This is a genomic window from Klebsiella sp. GG_Kp175 (assembly GCF_040062325.1).
Lineage (GTDB): Bacteria > Pseudomonadota > Gammaproteobacteria > Enterobacterales > Enterobacteriaceae > Klebsiella > Klebsiella quasipneumoniae.
On record NZ_JBEAFX010000013.1, the window covers coordinates 54,153 to 69,805 of the forward strand.

At 59.8% G+C, this 15,653-nt stretch carries 14 protein-coding genes and 1 riboswitch; of the genes, 4 read left to right on the plus strand and 10 right to left on the minus strand.

The window, feature by feature from the left end:
• Window positions 1-46 precede the first annotated feature (46 nt).
• Window positions 47-2,089, plus strand: coding sequence for an oligopeptidase A (prlC, locus tag ABLU73_RS19120; protein ID WP_004204943.1), 2,043 nt, complete (start codon window positions 47-49; stop codon window positions 2,087-2,089).
• A 7-nt stretch (window positions 2,090-2,096) separates the two neighbouring features.
• Window positions 2,097-2,849 carry a 16S rRNA (guanine(1516)-N(2))-methyltransferase RsmJ gene (gene rsmJ / locus ABLU73_RS19125; protein WP_004204942.1) on the plus strand — a complete coding sequence of 251 codons (753 nt, stop codon included), beginning with the start codon at window positions 2,097-2,099 and terminating at the stop codon, window positions 2,847-2,849.
• 145 nt (window positions 2,850-2,994) lie between these two features.
• Here the strand turns inward: rsmJ and dtpB are convergent, their stop codons facing one another.
• The gene (dtpB, locus tag ABLU73_RS19130) at window positions 2,995-4,467 is read right to left on the minus strand and encodes a dipeptide/tripeptide permease DtpB (protein WP_004204941.1); all 1,473 of its coding nucleotides are present in this window, start codon (window positions 4,465-4,467) and stop codon (window positions 2,995-2,997) included.
• A gap of 255 nt (window positions 4,468-4,722) precedes the next feature.
• Window positions 4,723-5,160 (minus strand): universal stress protein UspA, encoded by a 438-nt coding sequence (gene uspA / locus ABLU73_RS19135; RefSeq protein WP_004145166.1) that lies wholly within the window; start codon window positions 5,158-5,160, stop codon window positions 4,723-4,725.
• Between the two features lie 382 nt (window positions 5,161-5,542).
• Here uspA and uspB point away from each other — a divergent pair, with 382 nt between their 5' ends.
• A complete protein-coding gene (gene uspB / locus ABLU73_RS19140) occupies window positions 5,543-5,878 on the plus strand; it encodes a universal stress protein UspB (protein WP_002921203.1) in 336 nt (111 codons plus the stop codon).
• Window positions 5,879-5,936: 58 nt separating this feature from the next.
• On the opposite strand, the gene pitA is transcribed toward uspB, so the two are convergent.
• Entirely contained in the window at window positions 5,937-7,433 is a 1,497-nt protein-coding gene (gene pitA / locus ABLU73_RS19145; RefSeq protein WP_004204940.1) for an inorganic phosphate transporter PitA, read from the minus strand.
• Window positions 7,434-7,662: 229 nt separating this feature from the next.
• On the opposite strand from pitA, the gene ABLU73_RS19150 reads away from it, so the two are divergent.
• On the plus strand, window positions 7,663-8,856 hold the full coding sequence (locus tag ABLU73_RS19150; protein ID WP_004204939.1) for an NAD(P)/FAD-dependent oxidoreductase: 1,194 nt from the start codon (window positions 7,663-7,665) through the stop codon (window positions 8,854-8,856).
• A gap of 39 nt (window positions 8,857-8,895) precedes the next feature.
• Here the strand turns inward: ABLU73_RS19150 and ABLU73_RS19155 are convergent, their stop codons facing one another.
• From ABLU73_RS19155 to nikA, 7 genes are all read right to left on the minus strand, one after another.
• Window positions 8,896-9,909 carry a magnesium transporter gene (locus ABLU73_RS19155; RefSeq protein ID WP_065799832.1) on the minus strand — a complete coding sequence of 338 codons (1,014 nt, stop codon included), beginning with the start codon at window positions 9,907-9,909 and terminating at the stop codon, window positions 8,896-8,898.
• A 56-nt stretch (window positions 9,910-9,965) separates the two neighbouring features.
• Window positions 9,966-10,147: riboswitch (M-box (ykoK) riboswitch) on the minus strand.
• A 98-nt stretch (window positions 10,148-10,245) separates the two neighbouring features.
• Window positions 10,246-10,644 carry a nickel-responsive transcriptional regulator NikR gene (gene nikR / locus ABLU73_RS19160; RefSeq protein ID WP_004202063.1) on the minus strand — a complete coding sequence of 133 codons (399 nt, stop codon included), beginning with the start codon at window positions 10,642-10,644 and terminating at the stop codon, window positions 10,246-10,248.
• The gene (nikE, locus tag ABLU73_RS19165) at window positions 10,632-11,423 is read right to left on the minus strand and encodes a nickel import ATP-binding protein NikE (RefSeq protein ID WP_064189855.1); all 792 of its coding nucleotides are present in this window, start codon (window positions 11,421-11,423) and stop codon (window positions 10,632-10,634) included. The genes nikR and nikE overlap by 13 nt, the downstream gene beginning before the upstream one ends.
• Window positions 11,420-12,184: a nickel import ATP-binding protein NikD gene (gene nikD / locus ABLU73_RS19170; RefSeq protein ID WP_064189856.1), complete on the minus strand. Its 765-nt coding sequence runs from the start codon at window positions 12,182-12,184 to the stop codon at window positions 11,420-11,422. The genes nikE and nikD overlap by 4 nt, the downstream gene beginning before the upstream one ends.
• Complete coding sequence (gene nikC, locus ABLU73_RS19175; protein WP_004202068.1) at window positions 12,184-13,017, minus strand: nickel ABC transporter permease subunit NikC; 834 nt, start codon at window positions 13,015-13,017, stop codon at window positions 12,184-12,186. Before nikC ends, nikD begins: the two co-directional genes overlap by 1 nt.
• Complete coding sequence (gene nikB / locus ABLU73_RS19180) at window positions 13,014-13,958, minus strand: nickel ABC transporter permease subunit NikB (RefSeq protein WP_004202070.1); 945 nt, start codon at window positions 13,956-13,958, stop codon at window positions 13,014-13,016. The genes nikC and nikB overlap by 4 nt, the downstream gene beginning before the upstream one ends.
• The gene (nikA, locus tag ABLU73_RS19185; RefSeq protein ID WP_032456700.1) at window positions 13,958-15,526 is read right to left on the minus strand and encodes a nickel ABC transporter substrate-binding protein; all 1,569 of its coding nucleotides are present in this window, start codon (window positions 15,524-15,526) and stop codon (window positions 13,958-13,960) included. Before nikA ends, nikB begins: the two co-directional genes overlap by 1 nt.
• Window positions 15,527-15,653: the final 127 nt, after the last annotated feature.

The following is a 15,653-nucleotide window of genomic DNA, read 5'->3' on the forward strand; positions in this document are numbered from 1 at the left end:
GCGCCGGACGCGCGCTTCATTCACCCCTTTCAACAGGACAGCGCATATGACCAATCCATTACTGACGCCTTTTTCCCTGCCGCCTTTTTCTGCGATCAAACCAGAGCACGTGGTCCCCGCGGTCACCAAAGCGCTGGAGGATTGCCGGGCCGCAGTGGAAAGCGCGGTGGCGCACGGCGCGCCGTATAGCTGGGAAAATCTTTGCCAGCCGCTGGCGGAAGTGGACGATGTGCTGGGACGCATCTTCTCGCCTGTCAGCCATCTCAATTCGGTAAAAAACAGCCCGGAACTGCGCGAGGCCTACGAACAGACGCTGCCGCTGCTCTCCGAGTACAGCACCTGGGTCGGCCAGCATGAAGGCCTGTATAAAGCCTACCGCGACCTGCGCGATGGCGATAACTACGCCACGCTGAATACCGCGCAGAAAAAAGCGGTTGATAACGCGCTGCGCGATTTCGAATTATCCGGTATTGGCCTGCCGCCGGAGGCGCAGAAACGTTACGGTGAAATCGCCGCGCGCCTCTCTGAGCTGGGCAACCAGTACAGCAACAACGTCCTTGACGCCACTATGGGCTGGAACAAGCTGGTGACCGACGTCGCCGATCTGGCCGGTATGCCGGAAAGCGCGCTGGCCGCCGCTCAGGCGCAGGCCCAGGCCAAAGAGCAGGAAGGGTATCTACTGACTCTGGATATCCCGAGCTACCTGCCGGTGATGACCTACTGCGACAATCAGGCGCTGCGCGAAGAGATGTACCGCGCCTATTCCACCCGCGCCTCCGATCAGGGGCCGAACGCCGGGAAATGGGATAACAGCCCGGTGATGGCGGAGATCCTCGCTCTGCGCCACGAGCTGGCGCAGCTGCTGGGCTTTGACAGCTACGCCTTTAAATCCCTCGCCACCAAAATGGCGGAGGATCCGCAGCAGGTGCTCGACTTCCTCACCGACCTGGCAAAACGCGCCCGTCCACAGGGCGAAAAAGAGCTGGCCCAGCTGCGCGCTTTCGCTAAAACCGAGTTCGGCGTCGAAGAGCTGCAGCCGTGGGACATCGCTTACTACAGCGAAAAACAGAAACAGCATCTCTACAGCATCAGCGATGAGCAGCTGCGCCCCTATTTCCCTGAAAACAAAGCCGTTAACGGTCTGTTCGAAGTGGTGAAGCGCATTTACGGCATTACCGCCAAAGAGCGTACCGATGTCGATGTGTGGCATCCGGAAGTGCGCTTCTTCGAGCTGTATGACGAACACAACGAGCTGCGCGGCAGCTTCTATCTCGACCTGTATGCCCGCGAGCACAAGCGCGGCGGGGCGTGGATGGACGACTGCGTCGGCCAGATGCGTAAGCTGGATGGCTCCCTGCAGAAGCCGGTCGCCTACCTGACCTGTAACTTCAACCGTCCGGTCAACGGCAAACCGGCGCTGTTCACCCACGACGAAGTGATCACCCTGTTCCACGAGTTCGGCCACGGTCTGCATCATATGCTGACCCGCATCGATACCGCCGGGGTTTCCGGCATCAGCGGGGTGCCGTGGGACGCGGTCGAGCTGCCGAGCCAGTTTATGGAAAACTGGTGCTGGGAGCCGGAAGCGCTGGCCTTTATCTCCGGTCATTATGAAACCGGTGAACCGCTGCCGCAGGCGCTGCTGGAGAAAATGCTGGCGGCGAAAAACTACCAGGCGGCGATGTTTATTCTGCGCCAGCTGGAGTTCGGCCTGTTCGATTTCCGCCTGCATGCGGAGTACAAACCGGAGCAGGGAGCGAAAATCCTTGAGACCCTGGCCGAGATTAAAAAGCAGGTCGCCGTGGTGCCGGGGCCGACCTGGGGCCGCTTCCCGCACGCCTTCAGCCACATCTTCGCTGGCGGCTATGCGGCAGGTTACTACAGCTACCTGTGGGCCGACGTGCTGGCGGCAGACGCCTTCTCACGCTTCGAAGAAGAGGGGATTTTCAACCGTGAAACCGGTCAGTCGTTCCTCGACAATATCCTGAGCCGCGGCGGTTCCGAAGAGCCGATGGAGCTGTTCAAACGCTTCCGCGGGCGCGAGCCGCAGCTGGATGCGATGCTTGAGCATTACGGGATCAAAGGCTGATTGCTACGTGAAGATCTGCTTAATTGATGAAACGGGCGCCGGAGACGGCGCCTTATCTGTTTTAGCCGCCCGCTGGGGGCTGGAGCAGGATGACGATAACCTAATGGCGCTGGTGTTGACCGCTGAGCATCTGGAGCTGCGTAAGCGCGATGAGCCTAAGCTTGGCGGTATCTTCGTCGATTTCGTCGGCGGGGCGATGGCCCACCGGCGCAAGTTTGGCGGCGGCCGCGGTGAAGCGGTAGCCAAAGCGGTGGGCATTAAAGGCGATTATCTGCCGGATGTGGTTGACGCCACCGCCGGCCTGGGGCGCGATGCCTTCGTGCTGGCGTCGGTCGGCTGCCGCGTGCGGATGCTGGAGCGCAATCCGGTGGTCGCCGCGCTGCTCGACGATGGTCTGGCCCGCGGCTATGCCGATGCGGAAATCGGCGGCTGGCTGCAGGAGCGGCTGCAGCTGATCCACGCCTCCAGCCTGACGGCGCTGACCGATATCACCCCGCGTCCGCAGGTGGTCTACCTCGACCCGATGTTCCCGCATAAGCAGAAAAGCGCGCTGGTGAAGAAAGAGATGCGCGTTTTTCAGTCGCTGGTGGGGCCTGATTTAGACGCCGATGGCCTGCTGGCCCCGGCGCGCCAGCTGGCGACCAAACGGGTGGTGGTAAAGCGCCCGGATTACGCGCCGCCGCTGGCGGAAGTCGCCACGCCGAACGCGGTGGTGACCAAAGGGCATCGGTTTGATATCTACGCCGGCACACCGGAGTAATATTACGCCGTGGTGGTATCTCCCGGATAGCGGCGCAACGCGCCTTATCCGGGCTACCGCATTGTAGCCCGGCTCAGCGTAGCGCAAGCCGGGAACCGTAATATTTAAACAAACGGCGCCAGTGCGGATCGGCCATCTTAAACGGTTACTCGGCGCTGGCCGGGGTATTAATCATCCGGTTCAGCCAAGGCACCATCAGCGCCATCACCACCGTGACCCCCAGGGTCACCAGGCCAATTTTACTGAACACGCTGGTGTAAACCGGCAGCGTCTGCAGCGGGTCGGTGATATTTTCCGGCACCGCGGTGAAGGTCGCCACATAGCCGCCGAGCAGGAACGCGGCGGCCTGGGTCAGGAACCACATCCCCAGAATAAAGCCCATCAGATGCTGCGGCACCAGCGCGGCGACCATCGCCAGCCCCAGGGCGCTGATCAGCAGCTCGCCCAGGCTCTGGAACAGATAAACCAGCACAATAAACCACGGCGAGGTTAATCCCTGGGCGTCGGCGAACCACATCCCGGCGGCCGCGGCGGTCAGGAAGCCCAGCGCGCAGAGGAACATCCCGAGGGTAAATTTCACCGGCATGGTCAGGTCTTTACCCTTATGACCGAGATGGGTGTAAATCGCCGCCAGCACCGGGCTGGCCACCACCACCCAGAAGGGGTTCAGCGCCTGGAAGCTGACCGGGTTGATGGTAAAACCCAGGATCTGATGATGGACGTTGTTGATGGCGAAGAAGTTCAGCGAGGTCGGCATCTGGGCGTAGAGAATGTAAAACAGCACCGCCTCGATCATCAGGATAAAGGCGACGAACATTTTGTTGCGCCCGGTTTTATCAAGGCGAAACGCCTCGCGGAAAAAGAACGCAATGACCACGACCGACAGGACAATCAGCACCAGGTTGGCGATCATCACGTTATGCATCAGCCAGGCGCAGAGAAAAATCATTACCACCGTACCGGCCAGCACCAGCGCCAGATTGCGCAGGCTGAGGGGGCGGTGATCGGGCTCGGAGCCAATATCTTTTACCATCCCGCGGCAGGCGAAGTAGACCAGCAGCGCGATAATCAGCCCCGCGCCGCACAGATTATAGGTCACCGCGTAGCCAAACTTTTCCGCGATCACCGGCGCCAGCGACAGCGACAGCAGCGAACCGATGTTTATCGACATATAAAACAGGGTAAACGCCCCGTCGAGACGGGCATCCTTCGGCGGATAGCATTTTGACAGCAGGCTCGCCGGGTTGGCTTTAAACAAACCGTTGCCGACGGCGATGGTGCCGAGGGCGATAAAAATCAGCTGCGGTTTCAGCAGCGACATCCCGGTCATAAAGTAGCCGATAGCCAGCACAACCGCGCCGAGCACCAGGGTACGTTTGGTCCCCAGCAGATGGTCGCCCACGTAGCCGCCGATCGAGATCAGCCCGTAAACCAGCGCCGCGAAGGCGCCGAAGGTGATAAAGGCCTGTTCCTGAGAGAAGCCCAACTGTTTAACAAAGAAGACCGCCAGGATCCCCTGAACGCCGTAATAGCCAAAACGTTCCCAGAGCTCCACAAAGAAGATCATGAAGAACGGACGAGGTTGCTGCAGCAAACCCGTAGGTGCAGTTGTATTCATATTCCTTCGCCTTGTATTACTTTCCCAAAAAGTATGAACGCGTATGCCAGAACGCGCCGAAAATGTCTGATAACTCGCCATGCTGCGGTTATTGGCTTAATGAGTAGATTATTATATAGATGTTTTAGTGAATAACTGGCTGATCACACTAATTGAATGGCTTTTTTATGGATTTAAGCTCTGTTGTCTGGCGGGGCGGAAGCGAAAATAAAAACGCCCGCAGCGGCGGGCGTCTGGCATGACACAACGGGAGGGTTATTCGTCTTCTTCGTCGCGCAGCGGGACGATCAGCATGTCGACATGGACGGTGTTGATCAGCTGACGGGCAGAGGACATCAGCTTGCTCCAGAAGTCCTGATGGTGGCCGCAGACCACCAGGTCCATATCATATTTTTTAATCGCATCGACCAGCACCTGGCCGAGGTCGCCGCTGCCGCTCAGGGTCTCGGTGATCGGGTAGCCGGCGTTGGTCGAGAGCTCGGTCAGCGCGTGATGGGTCTCTTCGGAGATGCGTTTTTGCATATCGCCGAGGTTCACGTCAATCAGCCCGGTGTAGAGGTCGGAGTAATTGACATCCACGTGGATCAGGGAGACTTTCGCGTTATAAGGGCGGGCCATAGAAACGGCTTTTTCAACCAGTACTTTACTCTCCGGGGACAGGTCTACTGCAATCAGAATATGTTTGTAAGCCATAGTGTTACTCCTTCCATAAGTTTGTCGATGACCATTGGACCTGACAGCTGGCGCTGCCGTTTCGCCCGCGTCCTGCGTGCTACATTCGCGGGAGGGTAGCCTTTAAGGACTTCATTGTAGAAGATATTTCTTACCTTATAGCGCCCCCCGCACTCCGTCAATGCACTGGGTTCACCTAAAAGCTAAACAAATTTATCCGTCTTACGTATTGATAACGAATAACCTTGTGGTAAAAAAATTAATGGATCTCCTACACTATTTAATGAGCCGGTCGGAAAAATAAATGTGATCGGAATCGCACTCTTTACGGTATTGTCGTCGGTTATTTGGGGAGCGGTAGCCGCGGAGGATTTCTCCGTGGGCGGGTCGCCGGGGAGGAGGTATGATCAGCACTATTGCGCTGTTTTGGGCCCTGTGTGTCGTTTGTGTGGTGAATATGGCACGCTACTTCTCATCGTTGCGTGCATTATTGGTTGTGCTACGTGGTTGCGATCCCTTGCTCTATCAGTACGTCGATGGCGGCGGCTTTTTTACCTCGCACGGGCAGCCCAGCAAACAGATGCGGCTGGTCTGGTATATCTATGCCCAGCGCTACCGTGACCATCATGACGATGAATTTATTCGTCGCTGCGAACGTGTTCGTCGCCAGTTTATTCTGACCAGCGCCCTGTGCGGCCTGGTGGTGGTGAGCCTGATTGCGCTGATGATCTGGCACTAACGATATTTTCAGAATAAAAAAAGGGCCAGCAAGCTGGCCCGTTTTGAACGAATAACGCTTAAATCAGCTTCAGGGAGAGCCAGTAAAGGACGCCTGAAAGGATAATCGCTGCCGGCAGGGTCAGTACCCAGGCCATCAGAATGCTGGTTACCGTCTTTTTCTGCAGACCACCGCCATCCACCAGCATCGTCCCCGCTACCGAGGAGGAGAGCACGTGGGTGGTGGAAACTGGCATCCCGGTGTAGCTCGCCAGACCGATTGAGACCGCTGCGGTCATCTGCGCCGACATCCCCTGGGCGTAGGTCATGCCCTTCTTACCGATCTTCTCACCGATGGTGGTCGCCACGCGGCGCCAGCCGATCATGGTGCCAATACCCAGCGCCAGCGCGACCGCCATGATAATCCAGATTGGCGCGTACTCGATGGTGCTCAGCATATCGGTTTTCAGTTTCTTCAGCAGACGCTGGTCGTCAGCGCTTACGTCCGGCAGTTTCGCCACTTTGTCGGTAGTGTCGGAGATGCAGAGCATGATGCGACGCAGCTGGCCGCGCTGTTCCGGTTTTAGCGACTCGTAGTTCTCAACGCCGGTCAGCATGGTCTTCACGCGGTCAAGGGCGTTGATGGTGTTCGCCGGATGGCAATGAAACTCGCCGTTGGCCGCGGTATTGGTGTCCGGAGAGGGAACCAGCTGGTCAACGCCGGTGGCTTTCTTCAGCAGGTCAGGGCGCTGCTGGAAGAAGGTTTCCACGTTGTTGACCGCATCGCGGGTACGGGTGATTTCGTAACCGGAGGCGTTCATATTCACCACGAAGCCCGCCGGGGCGACGCCGATCAGGACCAGCATCACCAGACCAATGCCTTTCTGTCCATCGTTAGCGCCGTGAGAGAACGACACGCCGATAGCGGACAGGATCAGGGCGATACGGGTCCAGAACGGCGGCTTTTTCTTGCCGTCTTTCTTTTCACGCTCCGCCGGGGTCAGGTGGATACGCGCCCGTTTTTTGGTGCCGCTCCAGTAGCGGCGCAGCAGGAAAATCAGGCCGCCCGCAATCACCAGACCAACGATAGGCGAGATGATAAGCGAACCAAAAATGCCGATGACTTTCGGGATATTCAACGCATCAACCACGGAGGTGCCTGTCATCAGCGCATTGGTTAAACCAATACCGATGATGGCGCCGATCAGGGTATGAGAACTGGATGCCGGAAGACCGAAGTACCAGGTCCCGAGGTTCCAGATGATCGCCGCCAGCAGCATAGAGAACACCATGGCGAGGCCATGCGCGGAACCCATGTTAAGCAGCAGATCGGTCGGCAGCATATGCACGATGGCATAGGCTACGCTGAGACCGCCCAGCAGAACGCCAAAGAAGTTGAAGAGCGCCGCCATCGCCACAGCGAGCTGTGAGCGCATAGCGCGAGTGTAGATAACCGTAGCCACCGCGTTTGCGGTATCATGGAAACCGTTAATCGCTTCGTAAAACAGTACAAAAGCTAAAGCAAGCAATAATAATAGTCCGGTATGTAAATCCAGACCGGCAAATAAATGTAGCATAGGACGTTACGCCATTTTGAGGACATGAACGCGGCGCATTATCAGTGACTTTAGCGGCGCGGGCAAAGTGAAATATAGACTTTTTTTGATTTTCTTCCTGTTTAGGTTTTACCCTGTTGGGAGTAATCCTATATCTTTCAATGATGTATCTAATGCGGGGTTTTTCCCGCTGGTGTGACCAGAGTGAAATATTTACAAAACCCGACAATTGGGGAACGAGGAATGCGGTGTGGAAAGGTTTGATGCCATTGTCGTTGGCGCCGGAGCGGCGGGAATGTTTTGCGCAGCGCAGGCGGGGCAGCTTGGCTGTCGCGTCCTGCTGCTCGACAACGGCAAAAAGCCGGGGCGAAAAATTCTGATGTCCGGCGGCGGCCGCTGCAACTTTACCAATATGTATGTCGAGCCGGCGGCCTATTTGAGCCAAAACCCGCATTTTTGCAAATCAGCCCTGGCGCGCTACACCCAGTGGGACTTTATCGAGCTGGTCGGCAAATATGGCATCGCCTGGCATGAGAAAACCCTCGGTCAGCTGTTTTGCGATGATTCGGCGGAACAGATCGTCACTCTGTTGCTGGCGGAATGCGAAAAGGGCGGCGTGCAGATCCGCCTGCGCAGCGAAATTCTCAGCGTGGAGCGCGACGAGCAAGGCTATCGGCTTCAGGTGAACGGCGAAACGCTGGCGACCAAAAAGCTGGTGATCGCCTCCGGCGGCTTGTCGATGCCGGGCCTCGGCGCCTCGCCGTTTGGCTATAAAATCGCCGAGCAGTTCGGCCTGAAGGTGCTGCCGACCCGTGCGGGTCTGGTGCCGTTTACCCTGCACAAGCCGCTGCTTGAGCAGCTCCAGGTTCTCTCCGGCGTCTCGGTGCCGTCGACCATCACCGCCGAGAACGGCACCCTGTTCCGCGAAAATCTGCTGTTCACCCATCGCGGCCTTTCCGGACCGGCGGTGCTGCAAATTTCCAGCTACTGGCAGCCCGGTGAGTTCGTCACCGTGAATCTGCTGCCAGACTGCAATCTTGAGGAATTCCTTAACGAGCAGCGCGGCGCGCATCCCAACCAGAGCCTGAAAAACACCCTCGCGATGCAGTTGCCGAAGCGGCTGGTGGAGTGTCTGCAGCAGCTGGGGCAAATTCCTGATGTCACGCTGAAGCAGCTGAACGTTCGCGATCAGCAAGCGCTGGTGGAGACGCTGACCGCCTGGCGCGTGCAGCCGAACGGCACCGAAGGCTACCGGACGGCGGAAGTGACCCTCGGCGGCGTGGATACTAACGAACTTTCGTCACGTACCATGGAGGCGCGTAAGGCGCCGGGTCTCTACTTTATCGGCGAAGTGATGGACGTCACCGGCTGGCTCGGCGGCTATAACTTCCAGTGGGCGTGGTCAAGCGCCTGGGCCTGCGCGCAGGCGCTGGTGGAAGGGTAATCTAAGCGTTCGGGCGCCCTGGCGCCCGAACGTATATGATCAGTTCAACCCAAGAAAATACTGGGCGATTTTGAAATAGATAATCAGTCCGGTGCCATCGATCAGCGTGGCGATAAACGGCGCGGAAACTACCGCCGGGTCGATGCCGATCCGCTTAAGCACCATCGGAATGACCGACGAGACAACTGCGCTCCACAGAGTAATGCATACCAGCGTCAGGCTGACGATCAGCGTGATTTCCATGCCGATGCCCATCATCCAGGCGCGCAGGCAGCCCGCCAGCCCCAGCGTTAAGGCAATCAGAAACGAGGTCGACACCTCTTTGCGGATCACCCGCCCCATATCGCGCAGCCGTACTTCTCCCAGCGCCATCGAGCGCACCAGCGTCGAAGTGATCTGCGTTCCGCTGTTGCCGCCGGTGCCGATGAGTAACGGAATAAAGAAGGCCAGCGCAATGGCCGACTCCAGCGCCTCTTCGAAATGCTGCAGCACGCTGCTGGTGTAGGCTTCGGCCACGAACAGCAGCAGCAGCCACACCGAGCGTTTCTTCCACAGCGTCCAGGGGCTGATGTCCAGATACGGTTTTTCCAGCGGCAGTGTCGCCCCCTGCAGCTGAGCGTCCTCGGTGACGTCATCCTCCAGCAGATGGGCGATCTCCTTTTCCATCAGGCAGCCGACCAGCTCGCCTTTATCGACGACGGGAACCAGCTCGAGGCCGCGCTCGTTGAGCTCGGCAATGACCTGCGGGCGTTCATCGTCAGGTTTGACGCGGAACAGGCAGCTGTCCATCAGGTAGCGGATAGACTGCCCGACATCCCCTTCCTGCAGTAGCTTTTTGACCGACAGGCTGCCGCGCAGCTTTTTACCAGCGACAACAAACACCTGGCCGGGAATATCATCGCTGGTGAGCTGCGAGATAAAGTGCTCCCGCGCCTCATGGACGCTGAGATGTTCCTGCAGCGTAATAAAGTCGGTACGCATATACTGGGCGATGGCATCGCCGTTGAAGCCAGAGGTCGCCTGATGGGCGGCGCAGAGTTGAATGGAAGACATGATTAAAATCCCTATAAAAAATCACTCATAGGGGCGAACAAGACAGGGTTAGCGCAGGCAGATCCCTACGTCCTGGTTTTAGCACTGCATAACGTATCTGAACGGTCATGACCGACAGAAGTTACCTTGGCAACACCTTGATTCGATGGAAGCCTGTATTTCCCTGAGTGGTCTCTCTCGATACCAGCAGGGCGGTAACTTGTATTTATGCAGGAGCCTCGCCATAACGAGATCGTTAAATGAGGCGCCATTATTGGCGAAGCGGGATAATTCACAAAGCGTATAGTTTATGTGGTTTATCAACGGTTGATAAACCACCCAAGAATTTTCAAATCGTTAATCATCCGCTAAACACTGCAAATGCCCATGGCGCACGCCGCGCTGGGCAATCACGTCGTCGGCAAAATGCTGTATCTCGACCATGTCTCCCTTCAGCACCGCAATCTCCAGGCAGTCGTCATGACTGATATGCACATGCAGCGTGGCGACGGAGAGATCGTGATGATGATGCTGGGTGGCCACCAGCCGGCTCGCCAGTTCGCGTTTTTCATGCTCGTAGACATATGACAGGACGGCATAACCGCGCCGCGGCTCCGACGGCGCGGGATCCTGGTTGAGGGCGTCGCGCAGAATATCGCGTACCGCCTCCGAACGATTGTGGTAGCCGCGGCGGGCGCTGAGCGCATCGAGAGCGGCCAGCAGGTCATCATCAAGAGTCAGGGTTACGCGCTGCATGGCATGGCCTCGTTAAGCAGAGTGGCAGGAAAAGGTGGCAGCACCGCCTGCTGGAGCGCCTGTCCGGCAGGGGAGCGCAGGCGCAGCGGTAGACTGACCGTTGCGGTTTCAACGATGCATCCGTGCTCCATCACCAGCACCCGCTGGCAAAAGCGCTCCACCAGCCGCAGGTCGTGAGTGATGAACAGGCAGGCGGTGCCAAACTGGGCCTGCAGGCGTTTCAGCAGGGCGATAATCTCCGCCTGCAGCAGCAGATCGAGATTCGAGACCGCTTCATCCAGAATCAACAGCTGCGGCCGTACCGCCAGGGCGCGAGCCAGGCAGACGCGCTGCAGCTGTCCGCCGCTGAGCTGCGTCGGGCGTTTATCGAGCAGCATCGTGGAAAGGTCGACCGCCTGCAGCATCTCTTCCACCTGGCGCGCGCGTTCCTCGCGCGACAAGCGCAACAGATGGCGCAGCGGCTCGCTGACGATCTCGCGCACCGTTTTGCGCGGATTCACCGCGCTGAAGGCGTCCTGAAACACCAGCTGAATATCGCGGCGGAAGGCGCCGACGGCCTCGCCCTTCAGGGCGGTCAGCGGTGTGCCGCGCCAGACAATATCGCCGTGCTGCGGCGTTTCCAGGCCCACCAGCATCCGCGCCAGGGTGCTCTTGCCGCAGCCGCTGCGCCCGAGCAGGGCCACCGTTTCGCCAGAGGCGATGGCGAGTTGGATCTCGTGCAGGACCCTGCCGTGGTGCGGGTAATTGTGGCTCACCCCGGTGACGCTGAGTAAATTCATGCTGTTTTCTCCAGTCCGTACAGCGCCAGATGCGCCGCCAACAGGCGTTGGCTCAGCGGGTGCTGTGGGGCGCTGAACAGCGTATTTACATCGCACTGTTCAACGAGGCGACCGTTCTCCATGACCGCTACGTAATCCGCCAGCCGCGCCACAACGCCCATGTCATGGGTCACCAGCAGCAGCCCCAGACCGCGGCTGGCGACGATATCCGCCAGCAGATTGAGGATCCGCGCCTGGGCGATGGCATCGAGGTCGGTGGTCGGTTCGTCGGCGATGATAAAGGGCGCGCGGCTGAGCAGGGCGAGGGCGACCATCATCCGTTGCAGCATGCCGCCGCTCATCTCAAAGGGGTAGCGTTTCAGCAGCGCCCGCGGATTATCCAGACCCACCTCTTCCATTGCCGCCAGCAGGGCGGCGTCACTTGCTTCGCGGCCCGCCGCCCGGCAGGTTTCCCGGGCGTGGGCGGACATGGTATGCAGCGGATTAAAGGCGCTGCGTGGGTTCTGCATGATAGTGGCGATAGTCGCGCCGCGCAGCTGTTCGCCGTGCACCGGCATGCCGTCAAGCAACACCCGGCCGGCGGTCTGGTTGACGCCGGGCGGCAGCAGGCCCAGCGCGGCGGCGCAGGTGAGCGATTTCCCGCTGCCGCTGCTGCCGAGCAGCGCCAGTACCTGGCCGCGGCGCAGGGTAAGCGAGACGTCGCTGACCAGCGGGCGGTCGGCGGTAAGGGCGATCTGTTGCAGTTGGATCTTCTGCGGCATCAGTGGCTATGCTCCGCGATCAGGTGAGGATCGAGGCGATCGCGCAGCGCGTCGCCCAGCAGGTTAAAGGCCATCACGCTGATGAACAGCGCCAGCCCCGGCCAGACCATCTGCAGCGGCTGGGTCCAGATATACTGCCGGGCGTCGTTGATCATCACCCCCCATTCCGCCGTCGGCGCGCTGACGCCGAGGCCAAGGAACGACATGCCGGCCACGTGAAGCATCATATGACCGATATCCAGCGAGGCGAGCACCAGCAGCGAGGGGATCACCGCCCCTGCCAGATGGTCGCTGAACAGCCGCCACTGGCTGGCGCCGCTCAGGCGGGCGGCGAGGATAAATTCGCGCTGGCGCAGGGAGACCACCAGATTACGCACCATTCTGGCGTACCAGGCCCAGTGCGACAGCGCAATGGCGAGGATCACGTTGGTCAGCCCGGTACCCAACACCCCCACCATAAAGAACGACAGGATCGAGGTCGGAAAGGTCATAAACAGTTCGGCGAGGCGCATCAGGCCGCGGTCGGCGCGGCCGCCCAGCAGCCCGGCGCTGCCGCCAACCGCCAGACCGATCAGCAGCACCAGCAGCAGGCAGGCCATTACCGCCCCCAGCGAGACGCGGGTGGCGGCCAGCAGGCGCGAGAAAATATCCCGTCCAAGATGATCGGTTCCCAGCCAGTGCGCCCCCCCTGGCGGCAGCAGCCGCTGCTGCAGGTTAATCGCCGCCGGATCCCAGGGCAGCCACCAGCCGCTGCCGAGGGCGATGACCGCCAGCAGCGCGATAACCAGCAGGGCCAGTTTCACCGGCCAGCGGAAGTTTCGCAGCCATCTCATACGCTCACCTCCTCATGGCGGCGCAGGCGCGGGTCGAGCGCCGCGTTAAGCACATCCACCGCCAGGTTAGCCAGTACGAACACCGTGACCATCATCAGGGTAAAGCACTGAATCACTGGATAATCGCGATTGAAGATCGCGGAAACCGCGTAGCGGCCAACCCCCGGCCAGGCAAAGATATTTTCGATAATCATCGTGCCGCCGATCAGCTCACCAATGTGCATGCCCATGGCGGTCACCACCGGCAGGGTGGCGTTGCGCAGGATATGCCGCCGCTCCACCTGGCGCGTGCTCAACCCGCGCAGCCGCGCCCATACCACGTGACGCTGGCCGGAGACCTCCAGCATGCTGGCGCGCAGCAGCCGGGCGTTAATCGCCAGCGACATAAAGGCGATGGAGACGGCGGGCAATATCAGGTGCTGCCAGTCGCCGTATCCCATCGCCGGGAGCCACTGCAGATGCACGGAAAAGAGCATCACCAGCAGAAAGGCTAGCCAGAAGTTCGGCATCGACACGCCGAGGAAGGCAATCAGCCGTACAGCAAAATCCGGCAGGCGATCGCGATGGCGCGCCGCCCAGATCCCCAGCGGCAGCGAGGTGACGAGGATCAGCGCCAGCGCCGCGCCGGTGAGCAGCAGGGTGGCCGGCAGGAAGTGCAGCAGGTCGTCCAGCACCGGCCGCCGGGTGGCATAGGAGAGGCCGAAGTCCAGGTGCAGCGCCCGCCACAGCCAGTGCAGATACTGCATCGCCAGCGGCTGGTTGAGCCCCAGCAGTTCGCGGGTCGAGGCGACCATCTCTTCCGTGGGCGGCAAGTTCGACAGGCGCAGATAATCCAGCGCCGGGTCGCCGGTGCCGAGCCGCAGCAGCAGAAAGATGATGGCGGAGGCGGCGAGCAACAGCGGGATCAGCAGCAGCAGGCGGCGTAAAATATAGCGTAGCATTATGGCGTTACCGGTTTAATCTGGTCGAACGGGATCTCGGTGGTCACCGGCGCGAACGGGATCTCGCCGACCTCCTGGCGCGCAACCGACATCAGCGAGACATAGCTGATGGGTAGGTACACCGCGTCCTGATGCAGACGGGTCAGCACATCGTGGTACAGCCGTTTCCGCTGCGCCTCGTCGCTGGTGGTCAGCACCTCGCTAATCTCTTTATCAATCAGCGCTTTGTCGGGCAGGCCGCGCTGGGCCTGATAATCGGCATGCGAGGGCACGCGCATCGAGCTTAAAAAGGCATGCGGATCGTAGGGGGCGCCCCAGGTGCGATTGAAGATCATGCCGAACCGGCCTTCGCGCTGGCGCGCATAGATGCTGCTCTCCTCCTCGCCCACCAGGGTGACGCGGACGCCGACCTCCCGCAGATTGGCCTGAATAATTTCGGCCATCGATTTAGCCAGCGCGTCGGTGCCGATAAACGCCAGCTCAATCGCCAGCGCTTGCCCGGCTTTTTGTCGCCAGGGCTGGCCTTCCGGCTGCTGCCAGCCGGCCTGCGCCAGCAGGGCGCGGGCTTTTGCCGGATCGTAACGGCGCGGCGTCAGATCCTGCGGGGCGTAGGGGACCGAGGGCGCAAACAGGGTGTCGGCAACCTGCTGGGTGCCGTAGAGCACGCTATCGACGAGGGTCTGCTTGTCGACGGCGTAGTTGAGCGCCTCGCGAACCGCCTGCTCGCGGGTCGGGCCCTGGCTGGCGTTCAGCGCTAGCATCACCGTCTCCGTCGGGGCGGAGAGTCGAGCCACGTAGCCGGGGTGATGACGAAAGCGTTCGAAGGTATCCAGCGGTAGCAGCCCTTCGTCGCCGTAGAGCATGTCAATTTCCCCGGTTTCGAACGCCACCGCGCGGCTGGTGGCGTCAGGGATCACTTTGATGGTGATTTGCTGCAGCGCGGGTTTATTACCCCAGTACTGTTCGTTGCGTACCAGCACGTCGCGCTGATTGAGCTGCGAGCTCGCCAGTCGCCACGGCCCGGTGCCGATCGGGGCTTTGATGCCGTTGGCGGTGCCGCCATCGATAAACTGCGAGGGGGCGATAAAGCGGAACGGGCGGGGCAGGGCCAGCTCTTGTAGCAAGGGGGCGTAGGCGCTTTTCAGGGTGATCTGCAGCTCGCTGGCGCTGAGCGCCCGCACGTCGGTTATCTGATTGGCGAGCTCAAGCCAGGCGTGGCGTTGACGGTTGGCGAGCACCGCCTGGAAATTCGCCGCTGCGGCCTGGGCGTTAAAGGGTTCGCCGTTGGAGAAGGTCACATCCTCGCGCAGGGTGAACCACCAGGTTTTACCATCGTCGGAGTGACGCCAGCGGGTCGCCAGCCAGGGCTGCACGCTGCCGTCAGCCTGATACTTCACCAGCGGCTCATAGACCATGCTTTGGGCAAACATCTGGTTGGGGGTATAAAGATGCGGATTCAGCGGGCCGACGTTCACCGGCCAGGCGGTGGTGAGCGAGTGCTGCGCGGCCTGAGCCAGCAGAGGGACGCAGGCGATCAGCGCCAGCAGAGTGAGGCGGAAAATAGACAAGACGGCAATCTCAACGACAGGAAAGTATGACGATTTTAGTGATTCATCATACTTTCGGAGTAACCTGGATCAATATTGCGCCGAAAAGTATAAGTAATCCGTATGATTATGCGCAGGGGCAGGCGCC

Coding starts and splice junctions, on each gene's coding strand:
- pitA (WP_004204940.1), bottom strand. CDS start 7,433: ATGCTACATTTATTTGCCGGTCTGGATTTACATACCGGACTATTATTA.
- ABLU73_RS19155 (WP_065799832.1), bottom strand. CDS start 9,909: ATGTCTTCCATTCAACTCTGCGCCGCCCATCAGGCGACCTCTGGCTTC.
- nikE (WP_064189855.1), bottom strand. CDS start 11,423: ATGAATTTACTCAGCGTCACCGGGGTGAGCCACAATTACCCGCACCAC.
- dtpB (WP_004204941.1), bottom strand. CDS start 4,467: ATGAATACAACTGCACCTACGGGTTTGCTGCAGCAACCTCGTCCGTTC.
- nikC (WP_004202068.1), bottom strand. CDS start 13,017: ATGAGATGGCTGCGAAACTTCCGCTGGCCGGTGAAACTGGCCCTGCTG.
- nikD (WP_064189856.1), bottom strand. CDS start 12,184: ATGCCGCAGAAGATCCAACTGCAACAGATCGCCCTTACCGCCGACCGC.
- prlC (WP_004204943.1), top strand. CDS start 47: ATGACCAATCCATTACTGACGCCTTTTTCCCTGCCGCCTTTTTCTGCG.
- nikB (WP_004202070.1), bottom strand. CDS start 13,958: ATGCTACGCTATATTTTACGCCGCCTGCTGCTGCTGATCCCGCTGTTG.
- uspA (WP_004145166.1), bottom strand. CDS start 5,160: ATGGCTTACAAACATATTCTGATTGCAGTAGACCTGTCCCCGGAGAGT.
- uspB (WP_002921203.1), top strand. CDS start 5,543: ATGATCAGCACTATTGCGCTGTTTTGGGCCCTGTGTGTCGTTTGTGTG.
- nikR (WP_004202063.1), bottom strand. CDS start 10,644: ATGCAGCGCGTAACCCTGACTCTTGATGATGACCTGCTGGCCGCTCTC.